Annotated in this window: 15 protein-coding genes; 7 read left to right on the forward strand and 8 right to left on the reverse strand. The window is 57.0% G+C overall.

Features of this window, described 5'->3' with window-relative positions; all coding sequences use genetic code 11:
* Positions 1–123: 123 nt before the first annotated feature.
* A complete protein-coding gene (typA, locus tag AU11_RS14525) occupies positions 124–1,932 on the reverse strand; it encodes a translational GTPase TypA (protein WP_043319999.1) in 1,809 nt (602 codons plus the stop codon).
* Between the two features lie 254 nt (positions 1,933–2,186).
* Positions 2,187–2,564: a VOC family protein gene (locus AU11_RS14530; RefSeq protein ID WP_043320000.1), complete on the reverse strand. Its 378-nt coding sequence runs from the start codon at positions 2,562–2,564 to the stop codon at positions 2,187–2,189.
* Positions 2,565–2,910: 346 nt separating this feature from the next.
* On the opposite strand from AU11_RS14530, the gene AU11_RS14535 reads away from it, so the two are divergent.
* A complete protein-coding gene (locus AU11_RS14535; protein ID WP_051687278.1) occupies positions 2,911–4,341 on the forward strand; it encodes a carbohydrate-binding protein in 1,431 nt (476 codons plus the stop codon).
* Positions 4,342–5,000: 659 nt separating this feature from the next.
* A complete protein-coding gene (locus AU11_RS17845) occupies positions 5,001–7,949 on the forward strand; it encodes a serine/threonine-protein kinase (protein ID WP_051687279.1) in 2,949 nt (982 codons plus the stop codon).
* Between the two features lie 74 nt (positions 7,950–8,023).
* Here the strand turns inward: AU11_RS17845 and thiI are convergent, their stop codons facing one another.
* Complete coding sequence (gene thiI / locus AU11_RS14545) at positions 8,024–9,490, reverse strand: tRNA uracil 4-sulfurtransferase ThiI (protein ID WP_043320001.1); 1,467 nt, start codon at positions 9,488–9,490, stop codon at positions 8,024–8,026.
* 391 nt (positions 9,491–9,881) lie between these two features.
* Between thiI and glnA the strand changes: the two genes are divergently transcribed.
* The 5 genes from glnA (at position 9,882) to AU11_RS14570 (ending at position 15,533) form a co-directional block, all read left to right on the forward strand.
* Positions 9,882–11,285 (forward strand): glutamate--ammonia ligase, encoded by a 1,404-nt coding sequence (gene glnA / locus AU11_RS14550; RefSeq protein ID WP_043320002.1) that lies wholly within the window; start codon positions 9,882–9,884, stop codon positions 11,283–11,285.
* Between the two features lie 230 nt (positions 11,286–11,515).
* Positions 11,516–12,193, forward strand: a complete 678-nt coding sequence (locus AU11_RS14555; protein ID WP_043320003.1) for a DUF4124 domain-containing protein — start codon at positions 11,516–11,518, stop codon at positions 12,191–12,193.
* Between the two features lie 299 nt (positions 12,194–12,492).
* Positions 12,493–13,566 (forward strand): nitrogen regulation protein NR(II), encoded by a 1,074-nt coding sequence (gene glnL / locus AU11_RS14560; RefSeq protein ID WP_043320004.1) that lies wholly within the window; start codon positions 12,493–12,495, stop codon positions 13,564–13,566.
* A gap of 75 nt (positions 13,567–13,641) precedes the next feature.
* Positions 13,642–15,054 carry a nitrogen regulation protein NR(I) gene (gene glnG, locus AU11_RS14565; protein ID WP_043320005.1) on the forward strand — a complete coding sequence of 471 codons (1,413 nt, stop codon included), beginning with the start codon at positions 13,642–13,644 and terminating at the stop codon, positions 15,052–15,054.
* 143 nt (positions 15,055–15,197) lie between these two features.
* Positions 15,198–15,533, forward strand: a complete 336-nt coding sequence (locus AU11_RS14570; RefSeq protein ID WP_043320006.1) for a zinc ribbon domain-containing protein YjdM — start codon at positions 15,198–15,200, stop codon at positions 15,531–15,533.
* 121 nt (positions 15,534–15,654) lie between these two features.
* Here AU11_RS14570 and AU11_RS14575 read toward each other — a convergent pair whose 3' ends face one another.
* The 5 genes from AU11_RS14575 to hslO form a co-directional block, all read right to left on the reverse strand.
* The gene (locus AU11_RS14575; RefSeq protein WP_051687280.1) at positions 15,655–16,779 is read right to left on the reverse strand and encodes an AI-2E family transporter; all 1,125 of its coding nucleotides are present in this window, start codon (positions 16,777–16,779) and stop codon (positions 15,655–15,657) included.
* 74 nt (positions 16,780–16,853) lie between these two features.
* On the reverse strand, positions 16,854–17,582 hold the full coding sequence (locus AU11_RS14580) for a D-Ala-D-Ala carboxypeptidase family metallohydrolase (protein ID WP_043320007.1): 729 nt from the start codon (positions 17,580–17,582) through the stop codon (positions 16,854–16,856).
* Between the two features lie 38 nt (positions 17,583–17,620).
* Positions 17,621–18,301, reverse strand: a complete 681-nt coding sequence (locus AU11_RS14585) for a D-Ala-D-Ala carboxypeptidase family metallohydrolase (RefSeq protein ID WP_043320008.1) — start codon at positions 18,299–18,301, stop codon at positions 17,621–17,623.
* A 174-nt stretch (positions 18,302–18,475) separates the two neighbouring features.
* Positions 18,476–20,023, reverse strand: coding sequence for a phosphoenolpyruvate carboxykinase (locus AU11_RS14590; protein WP_043320583.1), 1,548 nt, complete (start codon positions 20,021–20,023; stop codon positions 18,476–18,478).
* 399 nt (positions 20,024–20,422) lie between these two features.
* The gene (gene hslO, locus AU11_RS14595; protein ID WP_043320009.1) at positions 20,423–21,301 is read right to left on the reverse strand and encodes an Hsp33 family molecular chaperone HslO; all 879 of its coding nucleotides are present in this window, start codon (positions 21,299–21,301) and stop codon (positions 20,423–20,425) included.
* Positions 21,302–21,311 lie beyond the last annotated feature (10 nt).

A 21,311-nucleotide genomic window follows, 5' to 3' on the forward strand; every position in this document is an offset into this window, starting at 1 on the left:
CGAAGTGTCCATTCCCTATTCAGGTACTGCGTGGGGAATTCAGTGGGATTGTGGTGATAAAAACACATTGGCGGCCAATAAAAAACGGGGCCAGTTGGCCCCGTTTTCCATCTTTTGCGCGAATTACTTCTTCGCGCGCTTGCGCATATTTTCCTGCAGGATTTTTTTGCGAATCCGGATGCTCTCCGGAGTCACTTCCACCAGCTCATCGTCTTCGATGAATTCCAGTGCCTGCTCCAGGGTGTGGCGGATGGGCGGTGACAGGGTCAGCGCGTCGTCGGTACCGGAAGCGCGCACGTTGGTGAGCTGCTTGGCCTTGGTGGGGTTTACCACCAGGTCGTTACCGCGGGAGTGAATGCCGATGACCTGGCCTTCGTACACTTCCTCGCCGTGACCCAAAAACAGGCGGCCGCGGTCTTGCAGGGCGAACAGGCCGTAGGCCAGGGTTTTGCCCTTGGTCATGGACACCAGTACACCGTTAATACGCTTGGCCACGTCACCCAGTTTCACCGGACCGTAGTGGTCGAAAATGCTGGTCATGATGCCGGAGCCGCTGGTGATGGTCAGGAACTGGTTGCGGAAACCGATCATGCCGCGGGACGGTACGATGAAGGTCAGGCGCACACGGCCCTTGCCGTCCGGTTCCATATTGGTGAGGTCGGCCTTGCGCAGACCCAGCTCTTCCATAATCGGACCCTGGTGCTGTTCTTCGACGTCGATCACCACCTGCTCGTAGGGCTCCTGGATCTCGCCGTCGACTTCTTTCTGTACCACTTCCGGACGGGATACACCCAGCTCGAAGCCTTCGCGGCGCATGGATTCGATCAGTACCGACAGGTGCAGTTCGCCGCGGCCGGATACCTTGAATTTATCCGGGGAATCGCCCTGCTCCACACGCAGTGCCACGTTGTGGATCAGCTCCTGGTCCAGGCGGTCCTTGATGTTGCGCGAGGTCACGTACTTACCTTCTTTACCGGCGAACGGGGAATCGTTCACCTGGAAGGTCATGCTCACGGTGGGCTCGTCCACCGACAGTGCCGGCAGTGCTTCCGGGTGGTCCGGGTGACACAGGGTATCGGAGATGTTCAGGTCGCCCACCCCGGTAATACACACGATGTCACCGGCGCTGGCCTGTTCCACTTCCACACGCTCCAGGCCCAGGTAACCCATTACCTGCAGGACCTTCGCCTTGCGTGACTTTTCGTCGCGGTCGAGGATCACCACCTGCTGGTTCGGCTTCAGGGTGCCGCGGGTAATGCGGCCCACGCCGATAACACCCACATAGCTGTTGTAGTCCAGTGCGGAAACCTGCATCTGGAAAGGACCGTCGCTGTCCACCTGCGGCGGCTTGACCTTGTCGACGATCATCTGGAACAGCGGGGTCATGTCGTCCGCCATATCGGTCTCGTCCAGACCGGCGATACCGTTCAGGGCGGAAGCGTAGATCACCGGGAAGTCCAGCTGCTCTTCGGTAGCGCCGAGGCTGTCGAACAGGTCGAAGACCTGGTCCATTACCCAGTCAGGACGGGCGCCCGGGCGGTCGATCTTGTTGATGACCACGATCGGGTTCAGGCCCTGCTCGAAGGCCTTGGAGGTGACGAAGCGGGTCTGCGGCATGGGGCCGTCTACCGCGTCCACCAGCAGCAGTACCGAGTCCACCATGGACAGTACGCGCTCTACCTCACCGCCGAAGTCGGCGTGCCCGGGGGTGTCCACGATGTTGATGCGGTAGTCGTTCCAGCGGATCGCGGTGTTCTTGGCGAGGATGGTAATACCGCGCTCTTTTTCCTGATCGTTGGAGTCCATCACGCGCTCGGAGTCGGCGCTGCGGCGGTCGAGGGTGCCGGACTGCTGCAGCAGCTTGTCCACCAGGGTGGTCTTGCCGTGGTCAACGTGGGCGATGATCGCGATATTGCGAAGATTGTCTATCACTGGGGGCCTCTGGGCGTAATGCGTGATTGGGTGGGACACTGTCTTGAAGAGAGCGGTCACACCGGAAAATTGGGCAGGCGGGGAATGGGCTGAGGTTTGAAACAGCGGCTATCCGGCCAAAGCGCGCGCATTATAGAGGTGAAGTGTGGCAATTGGGAGTCGGATTGGCGGAAATTTGTGCGGTTTTGAGGGGGCCGGGCCGGGGCCCGGCGTTGAAACTGGGCAAAATCTCGGAGATTTCGCCCGGACCCGGTTTACAGACGGTGCATCGCGCAGATTTTGTTGCCTGCCGGGTCACGCAGGTAGGCCAGGTACAGCTTCAGGCCGCCGCCCTCGCGCACCGCGGGTGGATCTTCACATTCGCTACCACCATTGGCCAGGCCCGTCGCGTGCCAGCGATCGCCCTGCTCCGGGCTCTGCACCGCGAAGCCGATGGTACTGCCATTGCCGCAGGAGGCCGGCTCACCATTGATGGGTTTGGTGATCGCAAAGACTCCAGTATCGGTGAAATAGAAGCAGCGTCCCTTTTGGTCGATCACCCCGGGCTTGTAACCCAGCTCGCCGAGAACCGCATCGTAAAACGCTTTGGACTCCTGGATATCGTTTGCGCCGAGCATAACGTGGCTAAACATGAACATGTCTCCGGACGATTGAATAGTGGGGCGAGTGTATAGGGTTTTGGCAGCGCTGCCGCGGATAAATTGGCTCAACAACATATGCCGGCTGGGTTTTGTCCGGAAACACCGGAATTGATGAAAAGCGCTGGAAAACAGCCGATTTTGTACATCGGTACAAAGCAGAAATGCCCATTCATCACAAAACGCTCAGTGTCGCCTGGCACCACATAAATTCGCGCGATAGTTAACTGTTAGCAATATTCGAGGAGGCTAGAGTCGCGGCTCTCTTTGCACGCCCGTGTGCGGGAGATTTAACTCGCTTAACCAGCGAAAATTAATGTGAAACAACGGAGCCGCCATTATGCGTTCGCTATTGTTCCGATCCTTGACCAGTATCGCTTCCGCGGTCTTCGCACTTTCTGCTTTCGCGCAGGACCAGTGCGATTACACCGCTCAGTGCAAAGCCCAGTACGGAAATCAGGCAACAGACTGCGCCAACAGTCGCTCATTGTTCAGTGTGTGTATGTGTGGTTCTGTTCCCTGTGAGGACAGTGAGGAGCCCGGACAGCCGGATGAAAACCTGCTGATGGTTCCTGGTTTTATCCAGGCGGAAGACTACCACCGCTACTGGGATTCGACCGCCGATAACCTCGGTGGCGTTTATCGCGAAGATGGAGTGGATATACAGGATTCCAGCGACAACGGTGGCCAGTACAACGTGGGCTGGACGGCAACCAATGAGTGGCTGGAATTTGATATCCATGTCGAACAGGCGGGTGTGTATCGCGCGAACGTCCGTGTTGCATCTGCACCCGGTGGCGGTCAATACACTGTGGAAATTGACGGACAGACCCGTGGCAGTGCGATGCCGGTACCGGCAACCGGTGGCTGGCAGCAGTGGGTGACGCAGAGTCTGGATCTGGGGCAGCTGACCCAGGGGCAGCACACCCTGCGCTTGCAGATTCAGGCGGGCAATTTCAATATCAATTGGCTTGAACTGCGTCCGCTGACCGATACCGGAAGTGGGGAAATGATTGGTCGTTTCGATACCGGAAAAGATCTGTTTCTGGCGAATTTCGACAGCAAACCGGACCCGGATGACATCCACGCAGTGGCCGCAGTCGCTACCGTATTGAAGGATGCGCGTTTCAGCAATGTGAATTATTTTGCCGTGGCCGGTGCCTATGGGGATCAAGGTGGCGATTTTATCGAGGCGGATTATTTATTCGATCTCGCATTCGGCGCCAATGGCTGGACCAACGCGCACGTAAATTACAACGGCGCACTCGACACGGTATTCAATAAAGTGAAGTCCGCGCTCAACGCCGGTGGCGACATCTGGATCGCGGAAGCGGGGCAGTCGGACTTCAGTGCGGATCTGGTGCGTCGGGTGAAGGCGCAGTTGCCCTCGGTCAATACCAATGGTCGAATCCATATCATCCAGCACAGTAACTGGAACCAGGACCATACCACTCCTAATGATCTGAGCTACGTGCGCAGCCACACCGATTACCAGAAAATTAGCGATGGAAACTCGGCAGGGAATGGTACTCCCGGGTTCAATAACAAGAATACCAGCCACTGGAATCGTGTGCTCAATCACAGCGAGGTTGGCGTTCTCTGGACAGAAGCCAAGCGCGTTGCCGATCACAGCATCGACAACCATGTAGGGTGGAAAAATCCATCCATCGCGGCAGGAGGAATGGACTTTTCCGACACGGTGGAAACCACCTGGATCTTCGGATTCAACTCGGTAGGGAATATCGGCGGTTTCTTTGACGAGTTTTTATAAATAGCGTGGCGGGCCGGTGTAGATCGGCCCGTCAAATTTCCGCTGCAGGGCTGCATATCGCCCCTCATTCCTTCTACCCTTTGCCTTCTCCGTTACTTCTATTCAGCCCCGCGGGGTGTGGGACACCCGTGTCCATCGCCTGCGCAGCAGTGTGCGGATTGTGCGGCAAGGGGAATAGAGCTGTTGGAAATATGTACAGCTGCAATCCCTATCCGCGAACGTCCCAGTGTGGACCGGCGTGAGGGCGAGCAAAAATCGTTCAAAAAACGTGAAATTCTGTGAAAAGCAGCAATTTTCACAGCCATGCCGTGCATTTTTCACGTCTCGGGTGATAACCTCGTCACAAAGCTGCCTGTTGATTCGTGTGAGTGCGGTGTTGAAGTCCGCGAATTGGCCATCTTGCTTCAATACAACAATCGACAACAACGCTTACACCTGACAGAGCAATGGCACCGTACTCTCCCGCCGCGATTCGCGCTACTCATCCGCCAGGCGCCAGCCGTCTCCCTTCCCGGAAGTCACGAATCTGCCCGCTCAAATCTTATGCCACCTGCAGACAGGTCCCTGTGCTTTGGGGGCGAGTGGGTTATGCGGGGCGCGCAAGTCCAGGGTGTAGGTCTTCGAAAATTAATCAAAACAACAGTCTATGGGGGTGAATTTTGAACCGGGGTGAACTACTGGAAAAGCTGGGGCTGGAGTCTTCCGCGAGTAATGCGGAGATCGAGGCTGCGGTATCGGCAAAGTCCGAGGCGTTGAACCAGGCTATGGATGCGGCGCCTACGGAAGTTCTACGCAACAAGTATCAGCAGCAGCTGGATGGTCTCACCCGTGCCCTGGCGTCATTGCAGGATGAGCCGGCAGCCGTTGCGAAACCCTCCTTCTCGCAGACCAAGTTCGCCGACTTGCCACGCTCTGCGACCCAGTTTGATGATGGCGCCAATTCCGGTATTCAGCTGGAGCGTGGCCTGCTGCTCGCCGATCGCTACACCATTGAGGAGCGAATTGGCGAAGGTGGCATGGGCGCCGTGTTCCGCGCCCATGACAAGAACCGCGATCAGGACATTGCCATCAAGGTGTTGCTGCCGAGTCTGTTGAACAGTCCGGCGGCCAAAGAGCGCTTTATGGATGAGGCGCGCATATCCAGCACCCTGAGCCACCCGAATATCGTCAACGTGTACGACGTACAGAATGACGGTGACCTGTTCTTTATCACCATGGAATTGCTTGAAGGGCAAAACCTGCGTGACTACATGGAGAACCTCGAACTTACCAAGCAGCAGATGAGCCCGCAGGAGGCCATCGAATTTGCCGATGAGATCTGTGAAGGTCTGCTGCATGCGCACGAACATACGGTGCACCGGGATATCAAGCCGGAAAATATATGGATTACCGGGGAAGGCAAGGTCAAGCTGATGGACTTCGGTATCGCCCGGGTAATGAGTTCCAGCCAGATGACCAAGACCGGCGCGGCCATGGGTACCGCCTATTATATGGCTCCTGAACAGCTCAAGGGGCGCATGGATATCGATGGCCGTGCGGACCAGTACGCACTGGGGGTGATGCTCTATGAAATGCTCAGTGGCCAGATTCCCGCAGGTCGCGTGGAAAGTCTGCACAAGGTCAACAAGCAGGTGGGTAAACACCTGTCGGCGGTGGTTGACAAAATGCTGGCAGGCAACCCTGATGACCGCTATGCAACAATGGTGGAAGTGAAAGCAGCGCTAACCCAAAAGCCAAAATTCACTTTGCCTTCGATCGCAGTGCCCGGCGCGGGAAAATTTGCCGTGGCTGCTGCGCTGCTCGCGGTGATCGGTATCGGTGCCCTTGCGGGAACCGGAAATCTTAAAAAAGCCTGGGATATGGTGCGCCCCTATTCTCAGGAGGAAATACTCGCATTCAAATCTGAACAGGCCAGTGCACAGGGAAAAATCAAGGCGTTGGTGAACCGTCTCGACGGTGCGCGTGAATCTGTACGCGATCAGGAGCGCGACCTCAAATTTGAAATTCGTCAGCTGGAAAATGACATCAATCGCGCTGGTAGAAGTGAACGCAAGGCTCTGGAACAAAAGCTTGAACAGAGTGTGTTACAGCAACGCTTGCTTGAAGCGCAGGAAGAGCTGCTGACCAACTACATTATTGATAGTAACAAGCGCGGGGAACTGGATGGCCTCATGGCTCTTGGTGAAGAGCTGATGCGCGCGAAAAAATATGAAAAATCGATCGGCGCCTATCAACAGGCTGTTGCGGGTTATGAAAACCTGCTGGCCCAAGCGGAGGCAACCGAAGGCGTCGCCGAGTACAAGTATGCCAGTCAGCGTGAGAAATCTACCTGGGAAAAAACCGCACCGGAATACGGTATTGAAACCATTCCATTTGTGGACGCGTTGCAGGTAGAGCTGACCGCTGCCTATGAACACCTGCAGAATGTCGAGTTTGCGCAAGCCGCACCGATTTTGGAAAGAGTCGCGGTTGGCTACGTCCAGGCTACCGAAGCGATCGTCAGCGGTAGCGACTTTAAAGCGTCCTCGACCGAAGCAAAACAGAGTTGGGAGGCTTATGCCGCCGACCGCGGTTTGCAGAGTCACTTTACCGGTGAATATGCGTCGGCATTTGATACCGCAGAGGCGCAGTGGGATCAAGGTGACCTGGTACCCGCCAGCGCCACTTACAAGACGCTGTACGACGCCTACACCGAGCTGGAATCCGCTGCGCGTAATGCCGGTGCCCTGAAACTGAAAGCCAGCCGGGCCAAAGGGGCCTGGGATACGTACCGCACGCGTAACAAGATGATGATCAGCCTCACCGATCAGTACGCTAGCGAATACGCGAAGGCGGAAAGCGATTTCAAAAACGGCGAAGTTGTTGACGCGGCAAAACTGTTTTCCGAGCTCGAAAAGAAATACGTAAAACTGATGGCCGCGGCGCGCAAGGTCAACGCAAATCTAGGCTCTGCGAGCAACAACAAGTCCGTCTGGGAAAGCCATGTAAAAAACAATTATGCCAAAGCCAATCGTGCGGAAGCAGCATCCAGGCTGTACACAGAGGGTGTTAACATGCGCAAGGCGGGAAGCTGGACCGACGCTGCAGACAAGCTCGGGCAGGCATCCAGCGCGTATGCCAAGCTCAATAGTGCGGTGGACAAGCATCGCAAGGTATTCAAGGAATCTTACAGTGCATGGGAGAGTAAGCTCAGCAGCACCCGCAGTAATATCAGCAGCCTGGAAAGAAAGATCAACGGTCTCTCCAGTGATATCTACGATTACCGTTCCGACGCCAACGCCAGTTGCTCGCGTAGTGGCTGGTCGGCCTTTGCTGATGGCCTCAACTCCGCAAGCTGTGAGATGGGTTGTAATAAGCAGGTGTGGAACGGCACCTATTACGAAACCCGCACAGACAATTATTGCGTCAGTAGTTGTCGCAACCAGGCGGCAGCAAAACAGCGTCAAGTTGAGCGCGAATACGAGCAGTGCCAGTCATCGGTGGCCAGTGCATCCCGCCGGCTGCGTCGTGCTGAGAGTGATATCAGCAGCAAGCGTCGGGAGTTATCCAGCGAGAAATCTACACTGAGCCGTCTGCAGAAAGAGAAGCCGGTTTTCTCGCCCTATTGAAGACTTTACCCGGTGTGTGCCATCGCAGTAACCCAGGGGGGCTCGGAGTAGTCCGAGCCCCCCTGGTTGTCCGGCTAGCCCTTTTTGTTCTCGGGCCGATAAACCCCCACATTCCGATACCCTTCATCCAGCAGATGCGACGCATGTAACTGGCTCATCACCCCACGCGCGCAATACAGCAGGTACTGCTTCTCTTTATCCAGCTTCTGGAAGGCGGTGCTGAGGCGGTAGAAGGGAATGGTTTCCACTTCTGCATTGTCCAGCTCCAGCGGGTTCACTTCTTCTTCCGTGGGGTGGCGGATATCGATGATGATGGCATCGCCCGGCTCGCTGAATATATCCACCGGTGGTGCGTCTTCACCCAGGTCGTCCATCACCTGATCGATATTCTGCATCACCCGGTTGCCCACGGCGCGATCGAGAACGGTGAAGTCGAAGCGGGTTTCCTCGTGCTCCAACTTTTCCATTTTTGCACGGGTGGTGGGTTTTACCGAGATCACGCCGCAGTATTCCGGCATATTCGCGGCGAACTCCTCGGTACCGATTTCTCGCGCGGTACGGATGATGTCGGTTTTATCCGAGGTGATCAGCGGGCGCAGTACCAGGGTATCGGTGACGCTGTCGATCACCGACAGATTTTTCAGGGTCTGGCTGGAAACCTGGGCGATGGCTTCACCGGTCACCAGTGCGTCCACTTCCAGCTCTTTGGCAATGATGGAACCGGCACGCAGCATCATGCGCTTGAGGGTGACGCCCATATAGGAGTCGTCCACCTTTTCCAGAATCTCCGCGACCACCTCATCGAATGGTACGGTGACAAAACGCACCCGGTGGGAGGAGCCGTATTTGTCCCACAGGTAGAAGGCGACTTCCTTTACCCCCAGCTCGTGCTGGCGTCCGCCCAGGTTAAAGAACAGGAAGTGGGTGCGGATGCCGCGCTTGATGGTGAGATAGCTCGCCACGGTGGAATCGAAGCCGCCGGACACCAGGGAGATGACCGGGTCCTGGGTGCCGAGCGGGAAGCCGCCGAGGCCCTGGTGTAGTTCCTCGATAACATTCAGTTTGTCGTGGCGGATTTCCAGTTTGACGGTGATATCCGGGTTCTTGAGCTTTACCCCGGCGGCGTCGGTGTTCTGGTTGAGGCCGCCGCCCACGTACTGCTCTACGTCGAGGGATTGAAAGTCGTGCTTGCCGGTACGCTTTACCCGTACACAGAAGGTCTTACCCGCGAGCTGTGGGCCCCAGATGGCCAGTGTTTTCTGGTAGATATCATCCAGGTCGCCCAGCGGGAACTGCTGCACCCGGGCGAAATTGGCAATGCCCGGGGTGTGCGCCAGTACCTCCTCTATACGCTCGGAAAGGTGGGATACTGCATCCGGTGCGACCACATCGATTTTTTCCCAATCCTTGCGCACCTGGATGCGATCATCCAGCTGGCGCATGAGCTTGCGCAGGTTGTCGGCGAGCTGACGTGACATGCGCTTGCGCACGGGATTGCTCTTGATAGTGATCTCTGGAAAAAATTTGACGACGAAGTGCATAGGAGATGTGCCGGAACCGCGGTTGAATTTTAGGCCGGGAGCCCGGTTACTGGCTTCCCGGAAAAGGTGGCGAATTATAAACTCGCTATCGGGAATTTGCTTGCGGCACCATGTTGGTGCTCGGCGTGACTTCTCGGCCCCAAAATAGTGCAAATAGAGGTTTGAGAGCACCATTGTTGGGACTATTGTGACCTGACAGGGAGTGCTGGCGCTTAAAAGGCCTTGCGGATTGGTTGATTTGCACCCGATTGCTCCCACAGGTAGCCATTTCTTACGACCCGAATCACTTTGTTACCGGTTTGCCCCAATTTGGCACACTCTTTGCTTTTACAGTTGCCACAAGATAAAGCGAATCGGCGCGAACATAACTTTTCATTCTTGGAGGACTGTAATGTCAAAGACGCTCGACCTGATCAAAGAGAGCGAAGCCAAATGGGTAGACCTGCGCTTCACCGATACCAAAGGTAAGGAACAACACGTTTCCATTCCTGCTAAGGAAGTTGACGGCGAGTTCTTCGAAGAAGGCAAGATGTTCGATGGATCTTCCATCGCTGGCTGGAAGGGCATCAACGAATCGGACATGATCCTGATGCCGGATGACGAGACCTCCTTCCTGGATCCGTTCACCGACGAATCCACCGTGATCATTCGCTGTAACATTGTTGACCCGATCACCGGTCAGGGCTACGAGCGCGACCCGCGTTCCATCGCACTGCGCGCCGAGGAATACCTGAAGTCCACTGGTTTCGGTGACACCGCACTGTTCGGTCCGGAGCCCGAGTTCTTCGTATTCGACGACATCACCTGGGGTGCCGAAATGGGTGGCGCCTTCTACAAGATCAACTCCGAAGAAGCGGCCTGGTCTTCCGGTGCCAGCTACACCGACGGCAACATGGGTCACCGTCCGGGCGTCAAGGGCGGCTACTTCCCGGTTCCACCGGTCGACTCCCTGCACGACGTGCGTGCCGCCATGTGTTCCGCTATGGAAGCCATGGGCCTGGAGATCGAAGTGCACCACCACGAAGTGGGCACCGCTGGCCAGTGTGAGATCGGCGTTGGCGCCAACACTCTGACCAAGAAGGCTGACGAAGTTCAGATCCTTAAGTACGCGGTACACAACGTAGCGCACGCTTACGGCAAGACCGCCACCTTCATGCCCAAGCCGCTGGTAGGTGACAACGGTTCCGGTATGCACGTGCACCAGTCCTTCAGTAAGGACGGTGTCAACCAGTTCGCGGGCGACGCCTACGCTGGCCTGTCTGAAACTGCCCTGTTCTACATCGGCGGTATCATCAAGCACGCACGCGCGCTGAATGCCATCTGTAACGCGTCTACCAACTCCTACAAGCGTCTGGTTCCGGGCTTCGAAGCGCCGGTAATCCTGGCCTACTCCGCGCGTAACCGCTCTGCGTCCATCCGCATTCCGTTCGTGCCGAGCCCGAAAGGCAAGCGTATCGAGACCCGCTTCCCGGATCCCACCGCCAACCCGTACCTGGCCTTCGCTGCACTGCTGATGGCTGGCCTCGACGGCGTGAAGAACAAGATCCACCCTGGCGACGCTGCAGACAAAGACCTGTACGACCTGCCGGCGGAAGAGCTGGCCGAGTACCCGACCGTTGCCTCCAGCCTGGAGCAGGCCCTGGATGCACTGGATCAGGACCGCGCCTTCCTGACCGAAGGTGGCGTATTCACCGACGACGCCATTGACGCTTATATCGAGCTGAAGAAAGAAGAAGTACAGCGCCTGAACATGACCACTCACCCGGTTGAGTTCGACCTTTACTACTCTTGCTAATGTAAGTCCTGCCAATTAGCAGGTATCATCTCTGCGCCCCCGCCGGCCCTTTATGGAAGGGTCGATGAGAAGGTGCAAAGATGACGAGAAAGCCCACATCGCAAGGTGTGGGCTTTTTTTATGTGTTGAAATCGGTGGTTTGTGGCTGGAGTATTTATGCGGTTATACCGTTCGCGAGTACACTAGCCTTTAGAGAACGGAATGTTGCAAAGAAGATTGCGGGAGCGCCCATGATCAGATCCACCGTGCAGTTGTCCATATTCTGGTTTGCGTTACTGGCGATGCCGGCATCGGCCCAGGAACACAGTGACGACAAATCCGCCGCCCAGGGACAATCCTCCGGTGGCACCGTGTATAAGATCGTCGGCCCCGATGGTCGCGTGACCTTCAGTGACAACCCACCCGCCGGAGAAAAGGCCGAGAAGGTGGAAATCGGGCCGATCAACGTCCAGCCCCTTGCCCCCAAGGGCGCGCTGCCTACGCGCAAACTGTCGCCTGGCAGCGAAGAGACGCGCGCCGAGCAGGGCCCGGTGAAATTTGCCATCGTGAGCCCGGCTAACGATGCCACCATTCCCCCGGGGCAGCGCTTTATCGTGCTGGAGGTGGCCATGAGCCCGGTGCCGCGAGACGGTTATCAGTTTTTTGCGGTAATCGATGGTCAGCGTTGGTCCGGCAGTTCCTCTGGCACCAGTCTGGATATATCCGCGCTGGAGCGCGGTACTCACACCATACGGGCGGTACTGCTTGGGGCGGACGGACAGCCACTGGCGCAATCCCAGACTATCCAGGTACACGTGAAGCGCCCGGGCGGTCAGGTACCCGATTTCCCTGCCGAGCAGGCACCACAAATGCCGCAGATGCCCCAGGCTCCCGGTGTGGCCAAACCGGTCAAACCTCAACCACGCTGAATTCTGTCTATCGCAACCTGTGGTCCCACTTGCTGATAAGGCGGGGCCTCCATTCTCCGTATTTCCCCGCAGGCACGGGCTCTGCCCCGCTCTGACTCACTTCCTGGCGCCCGTGCCCCGAGATGCACGCCCGAACTGGCTATTTTTCGCTCTATGCACAATAATGGTGCGCATCTTGCCAGCCATCCCCGGTGGTGACCTGAAAATCTTCCTATACGACGGATTTTTTGCGCCATTTTGGTTTGCTTCTTGCACTGCCATTAGGCGAACCGGACATGTGAATTACTTCGGAACCGCGAATGCTCAATGACCGCCAGTTACGCCTGCTGTTGGACAACCTCACCTCGGCCGTTTTGGTGCTCGATGAAAACCTGTCCCTCTGCTATCTGAACTCCGCTGCAGAGGACCTGGTGGCGGCTTCCAGTGCCCGCGCCTGCGGCCTGCCTCTGGAAGAGGTGGTTCGGGAAAACCCCGCCGCCTTGCAGGCGCTGCGCTCCTCTCTGGCCAGTGGTGAGAAATACACGGTGCGCCGTGCTCTGTGGTTTCTGCACAACCTGGAAGAGTGCACCGTCGACTACTCGGTAACCCCGCTCACCGAACTCGGCTTGCTGTTGCTGGAAGTCCAGTCCATGGATCGTCTGTTGCGCATTGCCCGTGAAGACGCACTGATTTCGGCCCAGGAGACCACCCGTAACCTGGTGCGGGGTATGGCGCACGAGGTGAAAAATCCGCTGGGCGGCATTCGCGGAGCGGCACAGTTACTGCAAAGAGAGCTCAGTGAACTGGATGATGACGGACTTGGTGAGTACACCCAGATCATCATCGAAGAGGCGGACCGCCTGCGCAATCTGGTGGATCGCATGCTTGGGCCGCGCATTCCGGTAAAACTGGAGCCGGTCAATGTACACACCATCACTGAGCGCGTGGCGCAGCTGGTGGAGGCTGAATGCAATGGCGAGCTGATTATTCAGCGCGACTACGATCCCTCCATTCCGGATATTCCAGCGGACAGTGAACAACTGATTCAGGCGGTACTGAATATTGCGCGCAACGCCATGCAGGCCATTGCAGAAAATATTGGTCTGGCGGAGGGCAGTCTGATTATCCGCACCCGGGTGCAGCGGCAGTTCACCATTGGCCGCCGTCACTGCTCACTGGTTTGCCGGATCGACATCGTCGACAACGGCCCAGGGATTCCGGAAGACATCCGTGAGCGGATTTTTTATCCGATGATTTCCGGGCGCGCCGAAGGGTCCGGACTGGGACTTTCTATTTCCCAGCACATCATCAATCAGCACCGGGGACTTATCAAATGTGAAAGCCAGCCGGGGCAAACCGAATTCCAGATTTATTTACCGTTGGCAATGGACTAGCCGCAATGCTCGACTGAGCAGAAGTAACACCAGAACAAACCGTTGAATCAAAAAAACGCAGGCCGGAAAATTACTATGAACAATCGCGTTTGGATTATTGATGACGACCGCTCTATCCGCTGGGTACTGGAGCGCGCACTTTCCCGCGCCGGGATTGAGACCACCTGTTATGAAAACGGCGATCGCGCCCTGGACGATTTTTACAGTGAGTCGCCGGATGTGGTGATCAGCGATATCCGCATGCCTGGCTCTGATGGTTTCAAGTTGCTGCAGCGCTTCCAGGCCGAACGTCCATCCCTGCCCATCATCATCATGACCGCGCACTCGGATCTCGACAGCGCCGTCGCCGCCTATCAGGGCGGTGCATTCGAATATTTGCCCAAGCCGTTTGACGTGGACGAGGCGGTTGCCGTTACCCGCCGCGCACTGGCGCTGGCCAACGAGCAGCAGCCGGAAGAGCCGGTAGTGATCGAAAATGGTACTGGCAACAAGGAAATTATCGGCGAGGCGCCGGCCATGCAGGAGGTGTTCCGGGCAATCGGTCGCCTGTCACACTCCAATATCACCGTGCTGATCAATGGCGAATCCGGCACCGGTAAAGAGCTGGTCGCAGCGGCGCTGCACAACCACAGTCCACGCAAAAATCAGCCATTTATTGCCCTGAACATGGCGGCGATTCCCAAGGACCTGATGGAGTCTGAGCTGTTTGGCCACGAAAAAGGTGCATTCACTGGCGCCAGTGCGCAACGCGCCGGCCGCTTTGAGCAGGCCAACGGCGGTACATTATTCCTGGATGAAATCGGGGATATGCCCGCGGAGACGCAGACCCGTCTGCTGAGGGTGCTTGCAGACGGGGAGTTTTATCGGGTGGGCGGCCACACCCCGGTTAAAGTCGATGTCCGCATTATTGCCGCTACCCACCAGGACCTGGAACGCCTGGTAGAAGAACACAAATTCCGCGAAGACCTGTTCCACCGCCTCAACGTCATCCGCATTCACATCCCTCGCCTGGCAGATCGCCGCGAAGACATCCCACGCCTGGTGCGCTTCTTCTTTAACAGCGCCGCAAAAGATCTGGGCGTCGAGCCCAAAATCCTTACCAAAGAAACCGAAGAATATCTGTCCGGTCTGGACTGGCCTGGTAACGTCCGCCAGCTGGAAAACACCTGTCGCTGGATCACCGTCATGGCTTCCGGCCGCGAAGTGCACATCGACGATCTGCCGCCGGAGCTCCACCAGCAGGGCGCCACCAGCGAAGCACCCCAGGACTGGCAGAAAGCCCTGCGTTTGTGGGCGGATCAGGCGCTGGCTACCGGCCAGCGGGAAATTCTCAGCGAAGCGGTTCCCGCGTTCGAGCGTGCACTGATCGAAATCGCCCTCAAGCATACCGCCGGCCGCAAGCGCGACGCTGCGGAACTGTTGGGCTGGGGGCGCAATACCCTGACCCGCAAGCTCAAGGAATTGGGTATGAATGGGGCGGATGACTGAGCATCCAAAAATTAATAGTTATAACGGGCACCTTCTGGTGCCCGTTTTGGTTATACTTGGGGATTGATCACGGCTGGCGGCACACCCCACCTGGGGGGTACCGTCACAGCCATTGTTATCCTCACTACTTAGCGTCCAAAACCATGAGTGAACTGCCCAATTGCCCCCAATGCCAGTCCGCGTATACCTATGAAGACCGCGATTTGTTTGTATGCCCCGAGTGTGGCCACGAGTGGACCGCTGGTGATCTGGTGGAGGAGGAAGGACTGAACATCAAGGACGCCAACGGCAATCCGCTGGCAGACGGTGACACCGTTACCGTGATCAAGGACTTGAAAGTGAAGGGCTCGTCCGCGGTGGTGAAAGTGGGTACCAAAGTGAAAAACATTCGCCTGGTGGAGGGCGATCACGATATCGATTGCAAAATCGATGGTATCGGTCCCATGAAACTTAAGTCTGAATTCGTCAAGAAAGCGTGATGCCAGTGGGTGCCGCTGGCGGCACCCACATTCCTTCAATGGTCGGTGGTTGGAGTCTGGGTCAGACTTCCATGGGGAAATGCGGGATATCCTGCGTGTATTGAAGGCTGTGTCCTGACATTTAGCTGGCTGGTTTGTTGCTGGGTTTTTGCGGCTCATCCAGTGCCAGTACAGATTCGTCGTCCGGAGGCAGCAAGGGCTCATCCTCGGCAATAAACTCCCGCATAAAAATTTCCCAGAACGCCATAAACAACGCTGCTAATAGAGGCCCGATCGCAAAGCCACTGATACCAAACATCAGCAGGCCCCCCACCGTCGAAAACAACACGATATAGTCCGGTAACTTGGTGTCACGGCCAACCAGAATGGGGCGCAGAATATTGTCTACCAGGCTGATAACCATAACGCCGTAAAGCATCAATACCGTGGCTTTCACCGTATCGCCGGTAGCGTAAAGATAGAGTGCCGCCGGGAACCAGATGATGGCCGCACCCACGGCGGGCAGAAGCGACAATACCGTCATCACCACGCCCCACAGCAGCGGCGCGGGCAGCCCGAGTACCCAGAAGATAATACCCCCCAGTGTGCCCTGGGTGACCGCTACCACCAGGTTGCCCTTGATGGTTGCGCGGGTGACCTCGGCAAACTTCGCCAGCAGCAGTTTTTCGCGTTCGTCACCAAGGGGCAGCGCGCGGATCAGTAGCGCCACCAGTGCGTTGCCGTCGCGAATCAGGAAAAAAGTGAGGTACAGCATCAGGCCGAGGCTGACGAAAAAGTTCAGGGTGTTCTGCCCCAGTGCCAGCGCATTTTTGGCGATCAGGCTACCGGCCGCCATCAGCCCGCCGAGCAGGCGCTCCTTCAGGCCGTCGAAATCCAGACCAAAGCGCTCCAGTGCCGCATTGACGCCGGGAAATGCCTGTCGAATCTGCTCGACCTTGGCACCGAGATTGATCTCCCCTGCCTGCACCTTCTGATACAGCGCAGCTACCTCGCTGATAAATGAGCTGGCCACCAGCAGCACCGGGATCACTACCACCACGATACACAGGACGAGCGTGGTCAGCGCGGTGAGGTTGGGCCAGCGGGGGAAACGGTGGAGCAGATAGCGATACAGTGGGTGGAATATCAGCGCTACCGCGCAGGCCCAGAATATGGCGGTAAAGAACGGTTTCAGTAACAGCGCGAAGGCGACTGTCACCAGTGCCAGGGTGAATATAAACGAGCGTCTTTCCAGTCTTTCCTGCACCGAGAGATCCCTGTTTTTTATGGACAGTTGTTTGGGGAAATACCAGGGGCAATGAAAACAGATAGGCTGGTTCTTTACCAGCGCCGGTAACCGCAAGTGTCTACATGGAAGCGAATACCACTATAGATACCCAGGCCCATATTCCACTTGCGGCCGTATTTTTTGTGAATGCGGCGCAGCTTGGGCAATAGTTGTTTGCGGGTGTATTCGTCCTCGGGAATCATGTCCAGGCCGCAGAAGTGCATGTGCTTACTGGTGCGTGCACCGCCAGCCTTGGCGTTGTAGCTGGCCGTGCGCCAGCCCGACAGAACGATGACCGGGCCTATCGCCGGTATGATGTATTCCTTGAGGACCTTCAGTGTGTCCACCATGGTCTCCCAGGTGTCCTCCGGCGGAATGGCAAAGGGGGGCTCGTCTATTTGCTGCCAATCGGTACCCTGGCGCAACAGCTCAAACGGAGGCACAACCTCAGCAACATGGTTCAGTTCCAGGAAGCGTTCCAGCTTCTCGTATTTCGCCCGGTTGTCCCCTTCGTCGAGAAACTTCTCGAACGCCAGAGGGGTTGCTGCGGTATACCCTTTAATACGGTAGATCAGCGGAACGTCTGGATCGATGGGCTCTGGTGCCGGCTCGATATGGGTAACCGGGGAGACGATGCGCTCGGCCAGCTGTTTTACCTTTTCAACCGTCAGCACCACCAGTACCAGCGATGCAACCAGTACCAGCGCGACGATCCAGATGACTCGCCGCCGCTCGATATGGATGTCAATAAACTCGTGGTCTTCGCTTTCTTTGATATCCATAGGGTCGACTTACTACCAAACAACCAGGTGTGAAACGGCTACCAGCGACGAAAGCCGCAGGTGTCTACATGAAAGCGCACACCGCTGTAGATCCCCAGGCCCATGTGGCTGTCGGGACCCAGGCGGGCGTGCAGGCTGCGCAATTCCTCGATCAGCTCCTTGCGGCTGATATTCGACTGCGGCACCAGGTCGACGCCGCAAAACGTCTTGTGTTTGCTTTTCTTCGAGCCCCCCGCCTTGCGGTTGTATTCATCGCTGCGGAACGCGGAGACGATATCCACGGGACCGATGGTGGGCACCAGTTCATCGCGAATCAGCTTCAGAGTGGCAACCATATTGGGCCAGTAATCTTTGGGGGGGATGGCGAACGGAGGCTCGTTGATATCCAGCCAGTCAGAACCCTGGCGCAGCAGGTTTTCCGGCGCGGTGGCGTTGGCGACACCAGCCTCGGCAAGGAATTTTTCAAGCTGGCGGAATTCGCGGCGATTGCGCCCTTCACGTAGAAACTGATTGAAACTGGCGTGGGTGGCGACCCGGTAGCCCTTGAGGTCGTAGTAGGGCTTTTCTACCGCCTTGTACTGCAGGTAAACCCACAGGGCCAACAGCAGCAACAGCAGTAAGCCCGCAATACCCGCAACGACCCACCAGTTGGTCTGTTGATCTGGTGGCAGGTGATCGTATCGGCGTTTGGCTTTAGAAAATGGATTGCCCGATGGCATATGCGCTAACTGCTCGCCCGAAAAAACTGGTTCTTTAAAGACTATAGCCGTCTCTACCCGGGCTGCAGGCGCTGGTGCTCAGAGGTTGGAGGATGAGGTTGGGGGATACAAAAAAGGCGATCCGAAGATCGCCTTGGGGTGGCGGTCGCGAGGCCGCCGGGGGGGAACAAAGGGTTATGCCTTGGGCCCCGCGCTTTTGATGTCAGCGTTCACGGAGAACTTTTCGATGTTCTCGGCAAACAGTCCCGCCAGCTTTTTCGCAGCGGCATCGTAGGCATCCTGGTCGGTCCAGGCATTGCGCGGGTTCAGGTAGGACTTGTCCACACCGGGTACTTCAGTGGGGATGTCCAGATTCATGATATCCAGGTGTTCGGTTTCCCCCGCTTCAAGGGCGCCGCTCTGGATCGCCGCAACTACCGCGCGGGTAACCGGGATCGGGAAGCGTTTGCCCTTGTCGCCAGAGCCGCCGGTCCAGCCGGTATTGACCAGGTACACCTTTGAGCCGAAGTCCTCGATACGCTTCATCAGCAGGTCCGCGTACTCGCGCGGTGCGCGCGGCATAAACGGTGCGCCGAAGCAGGTGGAGAAGGTCGGGTGGATGCCCGCTTCTGCACCCAGCTCGGTGGAGCCCACGCGGGCGGTGTAGCCGGACAGGAAGTGGTAAGCCGCCGCTTCCTTGGACAGGATGGAAACCGGAGGCAAAACGCCGGTCACATCGCAGGTCAGGAAGATCACATTTTTCGGTTCGCCGGCGCGGTTTTCCAGCTGGCGCATTTCCACGTGCTCCAGCGGGTAGGAGCAGCGGCCATTCTCGGTCAGACTGGTGTCGTCGTAGTCCGGTACACCGGCGTCATCGGTCACCACGTTTTCCACGATGGCGCCGAAGCGGATGGCATCCCAGATCACCGGTTCGTTCTTCTGGCTCAGATTGATGGTCTTGGCGTAGCAGCCGCCTTCCATATTGAATACGCCGCCCTTGGCCCAGCCGTGCTCGTCATCGCCAATCAGGTAGCGTTCGGGGTCTGCAGACAGGGTGGTCTTACCGGTGCCAGACAGGCCGAAGAACAGGCATACATCGCCGTCTTTGCCCACGTTGGCGGCGCAGTGCATTGGCATCACGTCTTTTTCCGGCAGCAGGAAGTTCTGCACAGAGAACATGGCTTTCTTCATCTCACCGGCATAGCGCATGCCAGCCAGCAGCACTTTACGCTGGGCAAAATTGATGATCACGCAGCCCTCGGAATTGGTGCCGTCGCGGGACGGGTCACACTCGAAGTTGGCTGCGTGCAGGATGCGCCACTCTCCCTTGCCCTTGGGGTTGTACTTCTCTGCGCGGATAAACATGTTGCGGCCGAACAGATTGTGCCAGGCGGTCTGGGTAGTGACTTTCACGGGGATATAGTGGTCTTCATCCTGACCCACGTGCAGTTGCTGTACAAAGCTGTCGTGGCTGGCGATGAAGTCATCTACACGGCTCCACAGGGCATCGAATTTGTCGGCGGGAAAGGGGCGGTTCACGTTGCCCCATTCGATACTGTCGGCGGTGGAGGGTTCTTCCACCACGAAGCGGTCCGCGGGAGAGCGGCCAGTGCGCGTGCCGGTTACCGCCAGAAGTGCACCGGTGTGAGTAAGGTGGCCTTCGCCGCGCTGCAGTGCCTGTTCGACCAGTTGTGCGGGGGAAAGGTTGGAGAACGCCTGCACCGACTCGTTTTGCTGTGCCATTCGCTTATTACCCATGAAAGTTGTATCACTGAAATAAATAGTAGGGGGTGCCGCCCGGAGTTGCTAAACAGATGCGAGATGGAGCCGCGATAAAATTGGCGCCCCAGGCTGCTGGCGCGCGCATTATTACAAACTTCAAATCCCGATCACAGGAAGATCTGTATAAAGTTTGAGCAAAAATGGGCTTATCTGGGAATTTTTTCGCGGAAATTTATTCAAATTTATGATGTAGTTTTTTTACTTCATAATTTTGGAGAATATTGGGTGTTCTGTAGTTTTTACTACAGTCGGATTTACCGAGAGGGAGGGTGTCGGACTGGACTCGCAGGCATAAAAAAACGCGCCGTCTGGCGCGTTTTGGATTGATCGAATGGCAGTGCCACCGCCACAGAAACTGAATCAGTGCAGAGTGTGTGGCGGAGCGTTGAACAGCTCTTCGACCTTGTCGCGATCGAAACGATAGCTCTGGTTGCAGAACTGGCAGTCCGCGGTAATCTCACCGCCCTGTTCCTCCAGCAGCCGGTAGACATCTTCCGGACCCATGGCAATCAGCGCCCGCGCACTGCGATCCGCGGAGCAACTGCATTTGAAGCGGATATTGGCGGTACCGAGACTCGCGGGTTCCATCTGATGGAACAGGCGGAACAGCAACTCTTCATGAGGCAGGCTGTGCAGCTCCTCGGGGGTGACCGTCGAAGCCAGCTGTACGCCGGTCTCCCAAGCATCTTCGTTCTCTACCGCCGAAGCCGCGTTGTTACCCGGCAGCACCTGCAACATGATGCCGCCCACTGTATCGGCACTGGATTCGATCCAGAAGCGGGTCTGCAATTGTTCGGATTGGGTAAAGTAGTCTTCCAGGCATTCCGCCAGGGTGTCCTTTTCCAGTGGCACAATGCCCTGGTAGCGCTCCCCGTCCTGCGGGTCCACGGTAATCACCAGAGCCCCCCGGTTGCCCACCAGCTCGCGCAGTGTGGCGTCCTCTTTGATCTCAGCCCCTTCGGCAACACGGGCCAGGCCACGCACATCGCTCTGGTGCGTACACTCTGCCACCAGCAGTGGCACGTCGCCTTCACCGCGGGCCTGCAGCATAAGGATGCCTTCAAACTTGAGTGTGGTCGCGAGCAGACAGGAGGCGGCGAGGAATTCCCCAAGCAATTTCTGCACCGGCAGTGGAAGTTGGTTTTGCGTCAGCACTTCCCGGTAAGCATCGGTAAGCGTGACCAACTGACCACGAATATCGTGCTTGGAGAAGATAAAGCGTTCCAACTGATCCGACATATGTGTGCCT

This window comes from Microbulbifer sp. HZ11, from assembly GCF_000708675.1.
GTDB lineage: Bacteria > Pseudomonadota > Gammaproteobacteria > Pseudomonadales > Cellvibrionaceae > Microbulbifer.

Bases quoted from the DNA above. Each gene is read 5' to 3' on its own strand.
- glnL (WP_043320004.1), top strand. From the start codon at position 12,493: ATGCTCAATGACCGCCAGTTACGCCTGCTGTTGGACAACCTCACCTCG.
- AU11_RS14530 (WP_043320000.1), bottom strand. From the start codon at position 2,564: ATGTTTAGCCACGTTATGCTCGGCGCAAACGATATCCAGGAGTCCAAA.
- AU11_RS14555 (WP_043320003.1), top strand. From the start codon at position 11,516: ATGATCAGATCCACCGTGCAGTTGTCCATATTCTGGTTTGCGTTACTG.
- glnG (WP_043320005.1), top strand. From the start codon at position 13,642: ATGAACAATCGCGTTTGGATTATTGATGACGACCGCTCTATCCGCTGG.
- AU11_RS14580 (WP_043320007.1), bottom strand. From the start codon at position 17,582: ATGGATATCAAAGAAAGCGAAGACCACGAGTTTATTGACATCCATATC.
- AU11_RS14570 (WP_043320006.1), top strand. From the start codon at position 15,198: ATGAGTGAACTGCCCAATTGCCCCCAATGCCAGTCCGCGTATACCTAT.
- thiI (WP_043320001.1), bottom strand. From the start codon at position 9,490: ATGCACTTCGTCGTCAAATTTTTTCCAGAGATCACTATCAAGAGCAAT.
- AU11_RS14585 (WP_043320008.1), bottom strand. From the start codon at position 18,301: ATGCCATCGGGCAATCCATTTTCTAAAGCCAAACGCCGATACGATCAC.
- AU11_RS14535 (WP_051687278.1), top strand. From the start codon at position 2,911: ATGCGTTCGCTATTGTTCCGATCCTTGACCAGTATCGCTTCCGCGGTC.
- glnA (WP_043320002.1), top strand. From the start codon at position 9,882: ATGTCAAAGACGCTCGACCTGATCAAAGAGAGCGAAGCCAAATGGGTA.
- hslO (WP_043320009.1), bottom strand. From the start codon at position 21,301: ATGTCGGATCAGTTGGAACGCTTTATCTTCTCCAAGCACGATATTCGT.
- AU11_RS14590 (WP_043320583.1), bottom strand. From the start codon at position 20,023: ATGGCACAGCAAAACGAGTCGGTGCAGGCGTTCTCCAACCTTTCCCCC.